At 46.9% G+C, this 16,929-nt stretch carries 14 protein-coding genes and 1 pseudogene; all 15 read left to right on the top strand.

Annotation, left to right across the window (positions count from 1 at the left end):
• Positions 1–3: 3 nt before the first annotated feature.
• The 15 genes and pseudogenes from Q9R36_RS02455 (at position 4) to Q9R36_RS26100 (ending at position 16,800) form a co-directional block, all read left to right on the top strand.
• Positions 4–909 carry a helix-turn-helix domain-containing protein gene (locus Q9R36_RS02455; protein WP_148950265.1) on the top strand — a complete coding sequence of 302 codons (906 nt, stop codon included), beginning with the start codon at positions 4–6 and terminating at the stop codon, positions 907–909.
• A gap of 192 nt (positions 910–1,101) precedes the next feature.
• A complete protein-coding gene (gene pgsA, locus Q9R36_RS02450; protein WP_009791529.1) occupies positions 1,102–1,680 on the top strand; it encodes a CDP-diacylglycerol--glycerol-3-phosphate 3-phosphatidyltransferase in 579 nt (192 codons plus the stop codon).
• Positions 1,681–1,727: 47 nt separating this feature from the next.
• Positions 1,728–2,969 carry a competence/damage-inducible protein A gene (locus Q9R36_RS02445; RefSeq protein WP_101547516.1) on the top strand — a complete coding sequence of 414 codons (1,242 nt, stop codon included), beginning with the start codon at positions 1,728–1,730 and terminating at the stop codon, positions 2,967–2,969.
• Between the two features lie 745 nt (positions 2,970–3,714).
• The gene (gene recA, locus Q9R36_RS02440) at positions 3,715–4,761 is read left to right on the top strand and encodes a recombinase RecA (RefSeq protein ID WP_022543735.1); all 1,047 of its coding nucleotides are present in this window, start codon (positions 3,715–3,717) and stop codon (positions 4,759–4,761) included.
• Between the two features lie 323 nt (positions 4,762–5,084).
• A complete protein-coding gene (rny, locus tag Q9R36_RS02435) occupies positions 5,085–6,647 on the top strand; it encodes a ribonuclease Y (protein ID WP_009791524.1) in 1,563 nt (520 codons plus the stop codon).
• A 113-nt stretch (positions 6,648–6,760) separates the two neighbouring features.
• Complete coding sequence (locus Q9R36_RS02430) at positions 6,761–7,558, top strand: TIGR00282 family metallophosphoesterase (protein ID WP_009791523.1); 798 nt, start codon at positions 6,761–6,763, stop codon at positions 7,556–7,558.
• 199 nt (positions 7,559–7,757) lie between these two features.
• Positions 7,758–8,018 (top strand): stage V sporulation protein SpoVS, encoded by a 261-nt coding sequence (gene spoVS, locus Q9R36_RS02425; RefSeq protein ID WP_009791522.1) that lies wholly within the window; start codon positions 7,758–7,760, stop codon positions 8,016–8,018.
• Positions 8,019–8,251: 233 nt separating this feature from the next.
• The gene (locus tag Q9R36_RS02420; protein ID WP_148950266.1) at positions 8,252–9,178 is read left to right on the top strand and encodes a dipeptidase; all 927 of its coding nucleotides are present in this window, start codon (positions 8,252–8,254) and stop codon (positions 9,176–9,178) included.
• A 264-nt stretch (positions 9,179–9,442) separates the two neighbouring features.
• Positions 9,443–11,179 (top strand): 2-oxoacid:acceptor oxidoreductase subunit alpha, encoded by a 1,737-nt coding sequence (locus tag Q9R36_RS02415; RefSeq protein ID WP_224952330.1) that lies wholly within the window; start codon positions 9,443–9,445, stop codon positions 11,177–11,179.
• Positions 11,180–12,046, top strand: coding sequence for a 2-oxoacid:ferredoxin oxidoreductase subunit beta (locus tag Q9R36_RS02410; RefSeq protein WP_009791518.1), 867 nt, complete (start codon positions 11,180–11,182; stop codon positions 12,044–12,046). It begins immediately after the preceding gene.
• A 780-nt stretch (positions 12,047–12,826) separates the two neighbouring features.
• Complete coding sequence (miaB, locus tag Q9R36_RS02405; RefSeq protein ID WP_009791517.1) at positions 12,827–14,371, top strand: tRNA (N6-isopentenyl adenosine(37)-C2)-methylthiotransferase MiaB; 1,545 nt, start codon at positions 12,827–12,829, stop codon at positions 14,369–14,371.
• Positions 14,371–14,799, top strand: coding sequence for a YlbF/YmcA family competence regulator (locus Q9R36_RS02400; RefSeq protein WP_311224504.1), 429 nt, complete (start codon positions 14,371–14,373; stop codon positions 14,797–14,799). The genes miaB and Q9R36_RS02400 overlap by 1 nt, the downstream gene beginning before the upstream one ends.
• A 249-nt stretch (positions 14,800–15,048) precedes the next feature.
• Positions 15,049–15,597, top strand: coding sequence for an outer spore coat protein CotE (locus Q9R36_RS02395; protein ID WP_009791515.1), 549 nt, complete (start codon positions 15,049–15,051; stop codon positions 15,595–15,597).
• Between the two features lie 162 nt (positions 15,598–15,759).
• A pseudogene (locus Q9R36_RS26105) lies at positions 15,760–16,071 on the top strand (VOC family protein); the annotation flags it as partial.
• Positions 16,072–16,359: 288 nt separating this feature from the next.
• Positions 16,360–16,800, top strand: coding sequence for a VOC family protein (locus Q9R36_RS26100; RefSeq protein WP_224952342.1), 441 nt, complete (start codon positions 16,360–16,362; stop codon positions 16,798–16,800).
• Positions 16,801–16,929 lie beyond the last annotated feature (129 nt).

Genomic DNA, 16,929 nt, shown 5'->3' with positions numbered 1-16,929 from the left:
GTATTGACAGAACTAGGCAATCATTTAAAAGAGGCGAGGATCGAAAGAGGCATGAGCCTTGATGATCTTCAGACAGCCACAAAGATTCAGAAGCGCTATCTCGTAGGCATTGAAGAAGGAAACTACAGCATGATGCCGGGCAAATTCTATGTCCGGGCATTCATCAAGCAATATGCCGAGGCTGTCGGCATAGACCCGGAAGAACTTTTTGAGCAGTATAAGAATGACATCCCTGTCACCGCTGCAAGTGATGACATACCGGAAAAGCTATCAAGGGTTCAGACCAGGAAAAATATTTCAGGCAGCAGCTCCAAGCTGGCGGACCTGCTCCCGAAAATACTGATTGGCGTCTTTGTTGTCGGCGTTATTGCGCTTCTCTATTATTTCATCGTTATGGCAAACAACGGGAAAGATGAGGGTGAGCCGGCCGATAATGGCAATACGCAGGGTGTTGAGTATGGCCAGTCGGATGATCTTGCAAAAGAAGAGCCTAAGGAAGAGGAAGGCCAGGAAGAAGGCGGCGGTGCTGCTGAGGAAGAAGAGCCGGCTGAAGAAGAAAAGCCGGAACCGCCTGCACAGGAAGTCGCTGTCGTCGAGTCAGCTGGCAATGATACCGTATATGAAGTGAAAAATGCTGATCAATTCGTGCTGAAAGTGGTCAGCACGGGCGAAACCTGGGTGAGCATCAAGAATGGCAAAGGCTATTCTTTCTTCGAGGGAATGCTTTTAAAAGGTTCTGCCGAAAGCCAGACAATTGATTTGTCGAAAGAGCCTGAGGCTGTACTCGTAGTAGGAAACACCTCCCAGACTGAATTGTATATCAATGACCAGAAGCTGGAATATGCTATTCCTTCTTCCCAGAGTGTAAAGCAGGATATTACCATCCGCTACACAAAAACGACAGAATAGCCATCCGTGTGATGGCTATTTTTTCTCCCGGCGGCCAAAGAAACAAGGTTCAGCCCGATAAAAAAGTGAAAAAATTGCTATATTTATTTTTTTGCTGTAAAACTATAGAGTAAGACTTTTCTGGGGGCATGGATGTTTTCTCCGCCTTTAGCGCAAGTCTGCCGAAACTACATAGCTTTTTGGAGGTACATAATGAACTTGCCTAATAAAATTACCGTATCAAGGATCTTCTTGATTCCGCTTTTTTTAATTGTGATGCTTGTTCCCTTCTCATGGGGGGAGGCAGCCTTTTTAGGGGCTGAAATGCCTGTCACGCATCTTGTCGGGGCCTTGATTTTCATCATTGCTTCTGCGACAGACTGGGTTGATGGCTATTACGCAAGGAAGCTGAACATGGTCACCAATCTCGGAAAGTTCCTTGATCCGCTCGCAGATAAGCTGCTTGTATCAGCAGCCTTGATCGTCCTGGTCGACCTTGAACTGGCAGCTTCCTGGATTGTCATTGTGATTATCAGCCGTGAGTTCGCGGTTACAGGCCTAAGGCTTGTCCTTGCAGGCGAAGGGGAAGTTGTGGCAGCCAATATGCTTGGCAAGGTGAAAACATGGGCGCAGATCGTCGCCATTTCGGCACTCTTGCTGCATAACATCATCTTTGAATTGATTTCCGTGCCATTCGATGACATTGCGCTTTGGGTGGCGATGATCTTTACAATCTGGTCAGGCTGGGATTATTTTTATAAAAATAGAGCAGCTTTCATCAATTCCAAGTAATAGGCAAGTGATGTAAGATGAGGCGTCAACAGGAGGGGACAAAGGAAATGAATGCAGAAATCATTGCGGTGGGTTCAGAGCTTTTGCTAGGACAAATCAACAATACAAACGCCAGATTCCTCTCCAGGCAGCTGGCGGATATCGGCATCAATGTGTTTTACCATACGGTTGTTGGAGACAATCCTTCCAGGCTCAAAGCGGCCATCGGGATAGCCGAGGAGCGCTCTGACCTGGTCATCTTCACAGGGGGCCTCGGCCCGACCAAGGATGATCTGACAAAAGAGGCCATTGCAGAGCATCTGGGCGCCGAGCTTGTCCACAATGAAGAGGCGCTCCGCCAAATCGAGCTTTATTTCGAAAGGACCGGCCGGGTGATGACAGAGAACAACCGGAAGCAGGCGATTGTACTTAAAGGCTCTGAAGTGCTTCCGAATGACCATGGCATGGCACCTGGAATGGTATATACAAAAGGTACTAAAACGTATATGCTCCTTCCCGGCCCTCCAAAGGAAATGGAGCCGATGTTCCTCGCATACGGCCACCCCGCACTGCTTGCCAGGATGGATTCTCAGGACAAAATCCTCTCCAGGGTGCTCCGGTTCTTCGGGATCGGGGAAGCTATGCTTGAGACAGAAATCGAGGACCTGATTGACAGCCAGTCCAATCCAACGATAGCGCCCCTCGCTGCAGACGGGGAAGTGACCCTGAGGCTGACAGCCAAGCATCAAAGCCTTGACGCGGCACTGCGGCTGATAGAAGAGGCAGAAGAGAAGATACTCAGCAGGACAGGTGAATTCTTCTATGGGTATGATGAAACCTCCTTAATGAATGAGCTGACAAAGCGTCTGAAGGAAAAAGGGCTGACGATCGGCTGTGCGGAAAGTCTGACAGGCGGGATGTTCCAGCAGGAATTCACTTCCATACCTGGAGCGGGAAGCCTTCTTAAGGGCGGAGTTGTCTGCTATACGAACGAAGTGAAGGAAAAAGTCCTGAAGGTAAAAAAGGAAACCATTGAAAAAGATGGTGTTGTCAGCAAAGCCTGTGCCGCAGAACTGGCTGAAAATGCAGCTTCCCTGACAGGCGCCGACATTGGGATCAGCTTTACCGGGGTTGCCGGACCGGATGAGCTTGAAGGCAAACCTGTCGGCACGGTCTACATCGGGATAGCCATCAAAGGCAGGCCGGTACATGTGGAGAAGCTGAACCTCGGCGGATCGCGTGCAGCCAACCGATCACGATCCGTGAAGTACGGCTGCCATTTCTTAATGAAAGAGCTGGAAGAGATATAAAGGAAACGGGCCGTTGGACTATGGCCTGTTTTCTATTTTTCTGGCATAAAGATCTACTTTGGACGGTCCTGTTCATATTCAATTAAAGCAACATTAAGAAAAGCAGTTTAAGAGCAAGTTTTTTCTTCTCTCCCATCCATAAAAGAGCGGAGGACCATCCCGGATCTTTATGAGGGAATCCGTGACAGGTTGAAAAAAAGCGGAGAAATTTCCCCAAACACTCTAAAACAGCTCAAAGAGACGGAGAATGTCCGGCTATCATCTCAAAAAACAGGAAAATGGCCAACTTCAATCTGCTTAACCGGAGATTTTCCGCTTATTTACACCCAGCCGGGCCATATTCAGCAGTAAACTTGAGAAACTCCGTTTATTTTATGGCTTGCCGGCCATTCAAATAAAGGATAAGTCTGCCTGTTATTAAAACCATTCCTTTACGATCTCCCCGCTAGTCAGATAACTGATCTGGCAATTTGGCAAACTGCGAAACTCCGTAACTTCCCTTTCAATATTCAGAAAGCTTTCCGTTTTGCCGTTTCAGTATGAAAGGAGGCGGCTGAAAAGAGTTTTCTCTTGAGGGAATCGGGGTATTTACCCATCAATATCCCTCTCAAAAAAAACGAATGAATGTTCGACTTTTTGCTCGACAAACAAGCGGAAAAAGTATATAGTAAAGATAGGTTCTTTGAGATAGATTTTGTAATATGCAATGCATATTTTTCTTTATATATAAAGGAGGAAATCACTAGTGAGTGAACGTCAAGCTGCATTAGATATGGCTTTAAAGCAAATAGAAAAACAATTTGGTAAAGGTTCGATCATGAAGCTTGGAGAGCAGACAGACCGCAAAATTTCAACTTCTCCGAGCGGCTCCCTGGCGCTGGATGTTGCGCTTGGTGTCGGAGGCTACCCTAAGGGGCGCATAGTCGAAATCTATGGTCCGGAAAGCTCAGGTAAAACGACTGTTGCCCTTCATGCGATTGCTGAGGTGCAGGCAAATGGCGGACAAGCTGCCTTTATCGATGCTGAGCATGCCCTTGATCCTGTATATGCCCAAAAGCTGGGCGTAAACATTGATGAATTGCTGCTTTCCCAGCCTGATACCGGGGAACAGGCGCTAGAAATTGCTGAAGCCCTTGTGCGAAGCGGTGCCATTGATATCCTTGTCATCGACTCAGTAGCGGCACTTGTACCGAAAGCAGAGATTGAAGGAGAAATGGGTGACTCCCATGTCGGTCTCCAGGCCCGCCTTATGTCCCAGGCCCTTCGTAAATTATCTGGTGCGATCAATAAATCAAGGACGCTCGCCATCTTTATCAACCAGATCCGTGAAAAAGTCGGAGTCATGTTCGGAAATCCTGAAACCACTCCAGGCGGCCGTGCTCTTAAGTTCTACTCTTCCGTACGTCTGGAAGTGCGCCGTGCTGAAACGTTAAAGCAGGGCAATGAAATGGTCGGAAACAAGACAAAAATCAAGGTCGTCAAAAACAAGGTTGCTCCTCCATTCCGTGTCGCAGAAGTTGACATCATGTACGGGGAAGGCATCTCAAAAGAAGGCGAAATCATTGATATGGGCTCTGAACTGGATATTGTCCAGAAGAGCGGCTCCTGGTATTCATACAATGAAGAGAGACTGGGCCAAGGGCGTGAGAATGCGAAACAGTTCCTTAAGGAGAACCCTGATTTAAGGCTGACTATCCAAAAGCAGATCCGCGACCACTATGGTCTTGATGAGGAGAAGTTATTAGATGAAAACCAGGATCAGGATCAGGAGCATTTCGAACTGATTGACTGATCACTTGAGGCAAAGCCACAGGCTTTGCCTTTTGCTTTTATGGAGGTTAGAATGAAACAAAGGGCAGCTCATTTGGCATGGAATACGTCAAATGGAGATACATCCGGCGCAGTTGCCAGACTTGTCCGAAATATTAAAAAAAGCCGCAAGGACAAACCCTTGACAATAAAAATCCACAGCTTTACAATTATATTGTATATTTTACATTTTTATGAGTATTTGAAAACGTTTAAAGCCTTAGTGCTGTATGTTGATCCTAAACAATGTACATGCCGACACTTTAGAAACGTAACACAAAAAAGTTCATAGCAAGAGGAGGTGAAATGATGGATATTTTATTAGTCATCTCCATTTTGCTTGCCCTAGTCGTCGGTGCAGTTGTTGGCTATTTTATTCGCAAATCGATTGCCGAAGCAAAAATTGCAGGAGCTAAGAACGCTGCTGAGCAAATCCTTGAGGATGCAAGGCGTGAAGCTGATGCTTCAAAGAAGGAAGCCCTGCTGGAAGCAAAAGATGAAATTCACAAGCTTCGGACTGAAGCTGAACAAGAAGTTCGTGATCGAAGAAATGAGCTGCAAAAACAAGAAAATCGTTTACTGCAAAAAGAGGAGAATCTTGACCGGAAAGATGAATCGCTTGATAAGCGTGAATCAATCCTGGAAAAAAGAGACGATTCTCTTAACAAAAAACAACAGCATATTGAAGAGATGGAAAGCAAAGTGGACGAGATGGTACGAGCACAGCAATCTGAGCTGGAACGCATCTCAGGCTTAACTCGTGAAGAGGCAAAATCCATCATTTTAGATCGGGTCGAGCAGGAAGTTGCTCACGATATTGCCATAATGGTGAAGGAAACGGAAAACCGCGCGAAGGAAGAGGCAGACAAGAAGGCGAAGGAAGTATTGTCATTGGCCATTCAGCGCTGCGCTGCAGACCATGTTGCAGAAACGACCGTATCAGTGGTCAATCTGCCTAACGATGAAATGAAGGGACGTATCATCGGCCGTGAAGGACGGAATATACGTACACTCGAAACGCTTACCGGAATTGATCTTATCATCGATGATACTCCGGAAGCAGTCATTTTATCCGGGTTTGATCCAATCCGCCGTGAGACAGCAAGGCTTGCTCTCGAAAAATTAGTTCAGGATGGACGCATTCACCCGGCGAGGATTGAGGAAATGGTGGATAAAGCGCGCCGCGAAGTGGACGAGCATATCCGTGAAATCGGTGAGCAGACGACCTTTGAGGTCGGCGTACACGGACTTCACCCGGACCTTATCAAAATTCTCGGCCGCCTGAAGTTCCGTACCAGCTACGGACAGAATGTGCTGAAACACTCAATGGAAGTTGCCCAGCTTTCAGGGCTGCTGGCTGCTGAGCTTGGCGAAGATGAAACGCTTGCCCGCCGCGCCGGCCTGCTTCATGATATCGGTAAAGCAATCGACCATGAAGTAGAAGGAAGCCATGTTGAAATCGGTGTTGAGCTTGCTACTAAGTACAAAGAGCATCCGGTTGTCATCAACAGCATTGCTTCCCACCATGGCGATACTGAGCCTACATCCATTATCGCTGTACTTGTTGCTGCAGCAGATGCTTTATCAGCAGCAAGGCCTGGAGCGAGAAGGGAAACGCTTGAAAATTATATCCGCCGTCTGGAAAAACTGGAGGAGATTTCCGAATCCTATGATGGGGTCGAGAAATCATTTGCCATCCAGGCCGGAAGGGAAATCAGGATTATGGTTAAGCCAGATCAGATTGATGACCTTGAGTCACACAGGCTCGCAAGGGATATACGCAAAAAGATTGAAGAAGAGCTTGATTATCCAGGACATATCAAGGTTACGGTCATCCGTGAAACGAGAGCCGTTGAATACGCAAAATAAAGCAGTGCTTCGGCGCTGCTTTATTTTTTTGGCATTACAATACGAATGGGAATCCTCCTTTTTGTGTTACAATGATAAAAGTGAAGAAATTGAAGTTAGAAAGGGTTTGCTGAATGAATATTTTGTTTGTTGGAGATGTAGTTGGTTCTCCCGGGCGTGATATGGTAAAAGAATATCTGCCCAAACTGAAAGATAAGTACCGTCCACAGGTGACCATTATTAATGGTGAAAATGCTGCAGGCGGAAAAGGAATTACGGAAAAGATTTACCGGGGGTTTTTGGAAGCAGGCGCGCAGGCGGTGACCCTTGGCAATCATACATGGGATAACAGAGAGATTTTTGAGTTTATTGAGAGTGCGAAATATCTGATCAGGCCTGCGAACTTCCCGGATAATAACCCTGGCAAAGGCATTGTCTATTTAAAGGTGAACAATGATGAAGTGGCTGTTATTAACCTTCAGGGCAGGACCTTTTTGCAGCCGTCCGACTGTCCGTTTAAAAAAGCGGATGAGCTCATCGAGGAAGCCCGGCAGCGCACTCCCTTCATCTTTGTCGATTTTCATGCGGAAGCGACAAGCGAAAAGCAGGCCATGGGCTGGTATCTTGATGGAAAGGCATCTGCTGTCGTTGGTACGCACACACATGTCCAGACGGCAGATAACCGGATCCTTCCTGACGGGACTGCCTTCATAACTGATGTAGGCATGACCGGCCCTTATGACGGAATCCTGGGCGTTGAGAAGGAAGCCGTATTGAAAAGGTTCATGACAAACCTTCCTGTCCGTTTTGAGGTGCCGAAGGAAGGCAGGGACCAGCTTAGCGCTGTATCGGTCGAACTGGACCGGAAAACAGGGCTTGCCAGGAAAATAGAAAGAATTCTGATCAACGAAGATCATCCTTTTTTCAGCTGAATAACAGGGGCTGCCTTTCCATGGGCAGTCTCTTTTTGTTTATGTGAATCCGTAAAGTACGGAATTTTCCAATATTTTGTCCAAGCTGGAATATGTTTTTTATCCTCTGAATATAGTAGCAATGGAATGATATACCTGATGTGCCCGGGGCATTAATCCCGAGGGCATGCAGGAGGGGATAAACAAGGAGGAGCTAGGAATGGAAATATTAAAAGTTTCAGCAAAGTCTAATCCTAATTCTGTAGCTGGTGCGCTTGCTGGTGTTCTGCGTGAAAGAGGCGGCGCAGAGATCCAGGCAATTGGTGCGGGTGCATTGAACCAAGCGGTTAAAGCAGTAGCGATCGCCCGAGGATTCGTAGCGCCTAGCGGAGTGGATTTGATCTGCATTCCTGCTTTCACCGATATTAAGATTGACGGTGAAGAGCGGACAGCGATCAAGCTGATTGTTGAGCCAAGATAACAAAAGGGAAAAGTAGAGGCATACAAAATATAGCGGCCCTTTGCTTCGGGCAATAAATAGCCGGCAGTACATCATTTTTGCCTGTTTGCTTAAAAAGAGCAAACAGGCTTTTTTCCATTCATGCATGTGCTGCTCCATTTTTATTTTATGATCAGTGCAGTCTGAATAAAGGAATTGAAATAGCATCCATCGAATATAGTTGCTATCCAGATATATTGAAAGGGGAGGAAAACATGAACATTTTTGATTCTCACTGCGACGTCCTTTATAAAATGTTTATTGATCCTTCAATTGATTTCAGGAGCAGCAGCCGGCTGCATATTGATTACGAGAAGCTTGTAAAAGCAGGCTCCAAGGTTCAATGCTTTGCCGTCTATGTCCCGGAATCGGTCCATCCGAACATGAAGTTTCATGCTGCGCTGTATATGATTGAGCTTTTTTACGATAGGGTGCTGAAGCCGTTCCCGAAGATGAAGCACATCAGGGATAGAGGGCAGGCATACCAGCTGAAGGAGGACGAAATCGGCGCAGTCCTGACTCTTGAAGGGTGCGACTGCATCGGAGATGACCTTCTTAAGCTGAAAACCCTGATAAGGCTTGGCGTATCTTCTGTCGGGCTCACCTGGAATTACAGCAATTATGCAGCAGACGGCGCCCTTGAGGAAAGGGGGGCAGGACTATCTTCATTTGGAAAAAAAGCGGTCGGGATCCTGAATGAAAAGCAGTGCTTATGCGATGTATCCCACCTCTCTGAGAAAGGGTTCTGGGATGTGATGGAGCTGGCAGAATTACCTTTTGCCTCCCATTCCAACTGCCATGCCCTCTGCCCTGTGCCAAGGAATTTGAACGACAATCAGCTGAAGGCGCTGATTGAGCGGGACAGCGTCATCGGACTGACATTTGTTCCGGAATTTTTGACAGGAACCAAAGAATCCGCGATTTCTGACATCCTTAAGCATGTAGAACATGTCTGTTCCCTGGGAGGAGAAGACCATACCGGTTTTGGATCAGATTTTGACGGCATTGATGATACAGTAAAAGGGCTGTCTTCTTTCCAATATTATGGGAACCTAGTAAACGAACTTCAAAAACATTATTCTGAGATACAAGTAGAAAAATTCCTTTTTCGCAATATGGAAAAAAGGCTGCCTCCTGCCTGAAGAAACGAGATTGGCGGATGAAGGACTTCCTTTAAAAAAACCTTTCGCTCAGGGGCTTAGGACAGGACTGTGCAAGCCATTCCTACAAGGGATTTATTCTTTGGAAAGGGTTGCTTTTTTCGGGGGTTCGGTCTAGAATTGAAATCGTTTAGTACCCTTTTGCACCTTTTTTGAAGCTGTTTTCCATTGTTTGATAGGCTGCAGGGGTTAATTAATAGACCATACAATTATACATATATAGAACAATCCGAAGGGGTGTAATGAATGTTAAAGCAGCTTTCTTGGAAAGTAGGCGGACAGCAGGGGGAAGGAATTGAGAGTACAGGGGAAATCTTCTCTATAGCTCTTAACCGCCTCGGCTATTATTTATATGGGTACCGGCATTTTTCTTCGAGGATCAAAGGAGGGCATACGAATAATAAGATCCGGGTCAGCACGTCCCAGATCCGCTCCATTTCCGATGATCTTGATATTTTAGTAGCTTTTGACCAGGAAACGATTGATGTGAACTATAAAGAGCTTCATGATAAAGGCGTTATTATTGCCGATGCGAAATTTGATCCGAAGAAGCCAGAGGATACGAATGCATCGCTGTTTGCTGTACCTTTTACCGAGCTTGCCACTGAGCTGGGGACTTCTTTGATGAAAAATATGGTCGCTGTCGGCGCGACCTGTGCCATTCTTAACCTGGATATCAAAGTTTTTGAGGAAGTTGTCCAGGAGATTTTCGGCAGAAAAGGGCAGCAGGTTGTCGATAAAAATATGGAAGCCATCAAAGCCGGATTTGACCGGATGAAGGAACTGGCTGGCGAAGGCGCAGAACTTATGGAGCTTGAAAAAGCCGATGGGAAAAAGCGCATGTTCATGATCGGGAATGACGCCATCGCACTTGGTGCTCTTGCCGGCGGCTGCCGCTTCATGGCGGCCTATCCGATTACTCCTGCATCCGAGATCATGGAGTACCTGATCAAGAAGCTTCCACCGCTTGGCGGGAGCGTTATCCAGACAGAAGATGAAATTGCGGCTGTTACCATGGCGATCGGCGCCAACTATGGCGGTGTCCGTGCAATGACTGCTTCAGCAGGACCCGGGCTTTCATTGAAGATGGAAGCGATCGGTCTTTCCGGCATTACCGAAACGCCGCTTGTGATTGTAGACACACAGCGCGGAGGACCTTCTACAGGACTGCCTACAAAGCAGGAGCAGTCTGACCTGATGGCGATGATCTATGGAACCCACGGGGAAATCCCTAAGATCGTGTTTGCGCCAAGCACGGTCCAGGAAGCTTTCTATGATGCAGCAGAAGCTTTCAATCTGGCAGAAGAATACCAGTGCCCTGTCATCATGCTTTCTGACCTGCAGCTGTCTCTCGGCAAACAGACAGTCGAACCGCTGGACTTCAGCAAAGTTGAAATCCGCAGGGGCAAGCTAGTGGATGAAGAGCTGCCTGAAATCGAAAACAAAGGTTATTTCAAGCGCTATGAAGTGACAGAAGACGGGGTATCCCCGCGCGTGGTGCCAGGCATGAAGAATGGCATCCACCACGTAACCGGCGTAGAACATGACGAAACTGGAAAGCCTTCTGAATCCGCAGCAAACCGCAGAGATCAGATGAACAAGCGTTTCCGGAAAGTCGAAAATATCAAATTCAGCAATCCGATCCATAAAAATGCGCCGCATGAGGAAGCAGACCTCCTGATAGTCGGCTTCAACTCCACAAGGGGAGCGATAGAAGAGGCTATGGGCCGCCTTGAAAAGGATGGCCTGAAGGTTAATCATGCTCACATCCGCCTGATTCACCCGTTCCCGGCAGAAGAGCTCAGACCTCTGATGGAGTCTGCCAAAAAGGTGGCTGTGATTGAAAACAATGCAACAGGCCAGCTGGCAAACATCATCAAAATGAATGTCGGCCAGCATCAAAAAATCAATAAAATCCTGAAATATGACGGGAATCCGTTCCTGCCTAATGAAATCCATACCACTTGCAAGGAGCTGTTCTAAATGGCCACATTTAAAGATTTTCGCAATAACGTCAAGCCAAACTGGTGCCCTGGATGCGGAGACTTCTCTGTCCAGGCCGCCATCCAGCGGGCAGCTGCCAATGTAGGGCTCGAGCCGGACAGCCTTGCAGTCGTCTCAGGCATTGGATGTTCCGGCAGGATTTCCGGCTATATTAACTCATATGGATTCCACGGCATCCACGGGCGCGCACTCCCGATTGCCCAAGGCCTTAAAATGGCAAACCGCGATCTGACAGTCATCGCTTCCGGCGGTGACGGTGACGGCTTTGCGATCGGGATGGGGCATACCGTCCATTCCATCCGCCGTAATGTCGATATTACCTATATTGTAATGGACAATCAGATTTACGGACTGACAAAAGGGCAGACTTCACCAAGGTCTGCTGCCGGATTCAAAACAAAGTCCACGCCGCACGGCTCTGTCGAGCAAGCCATTTCACCGATGGAAATGGCGCTGACAGCGGGGGCAACGTTTGTGGCCCAAAGCTTTTCAACTGACCTGAAGGACCTGACAGCGCTGATCGAAGCAGGCATCAAGCATAAAGGCTTCTCGCTCATCAACGTTTTCAGCCCCTGCGTGACTTATAATAAAGTGAATACGTACGACTGGTTCAAAGAAAACCTGACAAAGCTCGCCGATGTGGAAGGCTATGACTCTTCAGACCGCTCCATGGCCATGCAGACGCTGATGAAGCATGACGGACTTGTGACAGGCTTGATCTACCAGGATACAGAGCGCAAATCCTATCAGGAAATGCTCCCTGGCTATTCCGAAACACCGCTTGCCCATGCAGACCTGAAGCTCGATGAAGAGCATTTCGGCAAACTGACAGCAGAATTTATGTGAGTTGAAATAACGCTGGGCCGCCCCGCGGAAAGCGAAGCTCCTGGAACGGAAAACAACAGAATTCATGTGAAAGGCAGGGGCCCTGCAAAGAAAATAGTTCAGATAATATGGAGCCAACAGCCTGAACCATACACGTTTTGTAATGGAAATTAATAAACCAAAATAGCCTGGGATATCCCGGGCTATTTTAAATAGGTTGTTCTTATGCCCCATCGCTGGATAATTGAACTGCCGAGTTATTTTTAGTAAAACCTGATGGAGAAAAATAGAGGGAGAAATTCCCCTTATATGAAAAATAGCACTGAAAACCCTTTAAATAGAGGGAGAGATTCCTCTTATTGGACTTGGAAGTATGAAAATAAAGGGCTTTTCTTTTAATAGAGGGAAAAACTCCCCTTATTTTACTCAAAAACCCGCTCTAATCTGCGATTAGCAGTAAAATCTCCCCTTATTTTTCTATCACTGGTTACTCACTCTTCAGCTTTCCATCTGCTGTATCTGCTAAGAGCAAGTATGTACTCAAAGCGGTCTCATATGCCATTTTCAGTGATCTTCCACGGAAAGTGAACTACTTGCCTGCAAAGCCCATGCCTTTTTATCCAGCATCATCCCCAGCTGCCAAAGTACCAATAGAGTCAGTATCCTTACAGGATTTCTATTGTTTTCAGCGTTTTAAACCCTTATACTATTATAATGTGTACAACATTTTAACTGCGCTTACATGATAGAAATGAAAACAGCGATTAGCGTTTGGATAGACAGAAGAAAGGGGTACTTTCTATGAACGAAAAACAGCGGATGGAAGGCCAGCTGGCGGCTGCTGCCAATCCTTCGGACAAAAAATCCGAAAAGGACTACAGCCGATACTTTGAAACCGTATATGCGCCTCCTTCCTTGAAAGATGCAAAAAAACGCGGGAAAGAAGAGGTCCGCTATCATAAAGATTTCAATATTCCGGCTGAATTCCAAGGCATGGGGAATAACCGCAAATTCTATATCAGAACATTCGGCTGCCAGATGAACGAGCATGATACCGAAGTCATGGCCGGCATCTTCCTCAGTCTCGGCTATGAGCCGACTGATACTGTCGAGGATGCAAATGTCATTCTCCTGAACACTTGTGCAATCCGTGAAAATGCGGAAAACAAAGTATTCGGCGAGCTCGGCCATTTGAAGCACCTGAAGAAAGAACGCCCTGACCTGCTGCTCGGCGTATGCGGCTGCATGTCCCAGGAAGAATCTGTCGTGAATAAAATCCTCAAGACCTATGACCAGGTGGATATGATCTTTGGCACGCATAATATCCACAGACTTCCGAACATTCTGCAGGAAGCTTATATGTCTAAAGAGATGGTCGTTGAAGTGTGGTCCAAAGAGGGAGATGTCATTGAAAATCTTCCTAAAGTCCGCAAAGGCAATATCAAGGCCTGGGTCAACATCATGTACGGCTGCGATAAATTCTGCACCTACTGCATTGTTCCTTACACAAGGGGCAAGGAGCGGAGCCGCCGTCCTGAAGAAATCATCCAGGAGGTGCGCCAGCTTGCCGCCCAGGGGTATCAGGAAATCACCCTTCTTGGCCAGAATGTCAATGCGTACGGCAAGGACTTTACAGACCTTCAGTACGGACTTGGCGATCTGATGGATGAAATCAGAAAGATTGATATTCCGAGAATCCGCTTCACTACAAGCCATCCGCGTGATTTTGATGATCATTTGATTGAAGTGCTTGCCAAAGGCGGCAACCTTCTTGAACATATCCACCTTCCAGTCCAGTCAGGCTCAACAGATGTCCTGAAAATCATGGCAAGGAAATATACACGCGAACAGTATTTGGAGCTGGTAAGGAAAATCAGGGCCGCCATTCCGAATGCCACTTTTACAACGGATATTATTGTCGGCTATCCGAATGAGACGGATGAGCAGTTTGAGGAAACTCTCTCCCTCTATAAGGAAGTCGGATACGAGTCTGCCTATACTTTCATCTACTCTCCGCGTGAAGGCACACCAGCGGCCAAGATGAAGGATAATGTGCCGATGGAGGTCAAGAAAGAGCGCCTTCAGCGCCTGAATGCCCTCGTTAATGAAATGTCGGCAGAAGCGATGAAGAAATATCACGGCCAGACTGTTGAAGTCCTGGTTGAAGGCGAAAGCAAAAACAATCCTGAAGTTCTGGCAGGGTATACAAGAAAGAATAAGCTTGTTAACTTTAAAGGGCCAAAGTCAGCGATTGGAAAGATTGTTTCTGTTAAAATAACAGATGCAAAAACATGGTCATTAAATGGAGAAATGGTTGAAGAGCTTCAACCAGCTGAGGTGAAATAATGAGAAAATATACTAAAGACGATATTATCGCACGTGCAAGGGAGCTTGCACAAATCATAGCAGAAACAGAAGAAGTGGACTTCTTCAAAAGAGCGGAAGCTCAGATCCACAGCAATGAAAAGGTCCGCACTGCGATCACCAGCATTAAAGGACTGCAGAAGCAGGCAGTCAATCTGCAGCATTTTGGCAAAGAAGAAGCTTTAAAAAAGACCGAAGCCAAAATCGAGGAGCTTGAGCGCCAGCTTGATGAGATTCCGGTTGTCCAGGAATTCAAGCAATCCCAGGTGGAAGTGAATGAGCTTCTTCAGCTTGTTGCGAACACCATCAGCAATAAAGTCACAGATGAAATCCTCGTTTCAACAGGAGGCAATATCCTGAGCGGTGAAACAGGAGCAGAACTGCAAAACAAAAACAGCTGCCAGCATTAATGCTGCGAATCCCTGCATCCTTTTGGGTGCAGGGGTCTTTTTTTTGCCTATTTTCATTCGAATGGCATCAGTCTCCCTAAGCCGGTGCTCCCCGGTCCGTTTCCATGGCACCAAACCATGGGTATCCGCATAGAATACCGTATATCGCACCCTACAAGAAGCTTTGCATGCACCCTTAAAATTGTAATCACACTAGTCTAATATCCCGCATAGGATGAATTGAAAATGAATGAGGAGGGTTCGCTCGCAATGGGAGAATACAGAGAGATAATTACAAAAGCCGTCGTAGCGAAGGGACGCAAATTCACCCAGTCCAATCATACGATATGCCCGGCACACCACCCGTCAAGCATCCTTGGCTGTTGGATCATCAACCACAAGTATGAGGCGAAAAAGGTCGGCAAGACAGTTGAAATCTGCGGCTATTATGACATTAACGTTTGGTATTCCTATAACGATAACACAAAGACGGAAGTCGTTACTGAACGGGTTGAATATAAAGATGTCATCAAACTTAAATACCGTGATCATGACTGCTTAGATGATCAGGATGTCATTGCCAAAGTACTGCAGCAGCCGAATTGTGTTGAAGCAGTCATTTCCCCGAACGGAAACAAAATCATCGTCCACGTGGAAAGGGAATTCCTTGTGGAAGTAATCGGAGAGACGAAAGTCTGTGTAGCTGTGTACCACGGCGAATGCGATTGCGATGATGACGAAGTATGGGGTCTCGATGTCGAGGATGAGGAATTTGAGGATTTGAATCCCCACTTCCTGGTCGGAACAGAAGAGGAATAATCGTAAACTAGGAAGGTTCCGCTTCCTAGTTTTCTTTTGTTTTCTCCGGAATCAGCCAGTCAAAAAGACGAAGGAGGCCTCCGTCCTTAGGCTGAATCTTCTGCATAGTGTTTCTCTTATAATGAATCTGAAGCAAGACTGGCAGACAAAGGAGAGATTTTTATGCAGATTTACCAGGTTAACCTGCAGTGCTTCCATCTGGAAGAGATGTGCGCCTTTTATACAGAAGTGCTTGAGATGGAGCTGATTCACCAGACTGAGAGATGGTTTTCCGTCAGGGCAGGAAGCACCAGGCTGTTTTTTGAAAAAGGGGAAACAGTCCCTTATTATCATCTTTGCTTCCGGACAGATGCAGCTTATTTTGAACATATTTTCAGCAGGCTTGGAGCAGAAAGCTGCCTGCTTGCCAACGAAGATGGCGAATACAGTATGTTTTGGGAGGGAAAGCAGGCCTATTTCACCGATCCGGACGGCAACATCCTTGAATGCCTTGAGCGGCCAGCATTGCGTTGCCAGGCAGGGGGCTGGCATGATGTCGGGGAAGTTGGTTTCCCTTCGGCTGACGTTGCCGGAATGCAGGCGAAGCTGCAGCCGATTCTTGCTGATAAGCAAGGGGCAGATAACAGTTCATTCGCGTTTTATGGTGATGATGCAGGTGTCCTTGTCCTTGTAAAAGAAGGGCGCTGCTGGTATCCCACAGACCGGAGAGCCGAGATCCATCCGATTAAATTAATCGTCTCAGGCAGCAGGGATGCCCATTATATGGACGATGGCCTTCCGTATGAGATACAGGTCAGAGGGGAATGGCAGCAGCCAGTATCTGCCGTTCAAGTCAGGATTGCCAGGCCGACAAACCAGCTGGAAAAAATAAAGCATTTTTATGGAGAAGGCCTTGGCCTTATAGAGCTGGGGGGATTCCACCATGAAGGATATAAAGGGATTATGTACGGGCTTCCGGACAGGCAATATCATCTTGAATTCACCCAGACGGATGAAAAACAGGAACTCCCTGCACCTGCAAAAGACCATTTGCTCGTCCTTTACATCCCTGACCTTCACAAACTCAATGCGGCTGCTGCCCGGCTTTCAGCCTTGGGCTATCAGGAAGTCGAGCCGGAGAATCCCTACTGGGGAAGGGGCGGTATTACCATTGAAGATCCTGACGGCTGGAGGATTGTGCTGATGAATACAGCAGGGATTTGAGATAAGTTTATATTTTGCCAGAAAAAAAGTAATGCCAGATATCCCCTCTAACTCGTATTTCTGCCTGCTGTCATCATGTCCCTCAGCAAACAACGGGAGCTTCGCTTATGCTATAATAGATAGCTGAAG

It is taken from the genome of Bacillus sp. AG4(2022), assembly GCF_031844465.1.
GTDB lineage: Bacteria > Bacillota > Bacilli > Bacillales > Cytobacillaceae > Bacillus_AB > Bacillus_AB infantis.
This window is presented reverse-complemented; position numbering and strand designations above follow the sequence as displayed.